1 protein-coding gene is annotated in these 552 nt (G+C 57.1%); it reads right to left on the reverse strand.

Features of this window, described 5'->3' with window-relative positions:
* Positions 1-261: 261 nt before the first annotated feature.
* Positions 262-552, reverse strand: a 291-nt coding sequence (locus tag QDY28_RS30950; protein WP_331384862.1) for a transposase, incomplete at its 5' end; no start/stop codon positions are given.

Below are 552 nucleotides of genomic sequence, written 5' to 3' on the forward strand. Positions count from 1 at the left end.
GGGAGGGTTCCGCTGGGAAGTTGGTCGAGCTTGGCGACACGCCTTGATGCGCCGAAGCCAGCGACACCGCTTGCCTTGGGATCGTTTCCAAAGGCTCGTCCGCAAATACCTGCCACCGTGCCGGCTGATGCATCCGCATCCTGATGCTCGGCTTACCGTCACTACAGCCGATAGGAGCCGTATGCGGTAGTGCCGCACGTACGGAACTGACCGGGGGGCGATGGGTAACCATCGTCCCTACCGGGACCCTCTCATTTGCCACTAGTACCCCTCCGCAGAGATTATGACTCTTTGACTGGATAGGGCCTTGTGGAGTTTTTCACGGGCTTTTTCGGTGGTGAACATCCATTGGATTTGTGCCCTTTGCGCGTTTCTCTGCTGCTGCCAAGCATTGATCTCTGCAATCATCCTGTGTTTGTCGTCGATCCTGCGGTCGAGGCATTGGCTTTTCAAAACGCCAATCTCGATCTCGACCATATTCAGCCAACTTGCGTGTTTCGGCGTGTGGTGGAATTCAAGCCGCTTGAGCACACGACGGGCTTCGGCGGCAGG

This window comes from Rhizobium sp. BR 362 (assembly GCF_036528765.1).
GTDB lineage: Bacteria > Pseudomonadota > Alphaproteobacteria > Rhizobiales > Rhizobiaceae > Rhizobium.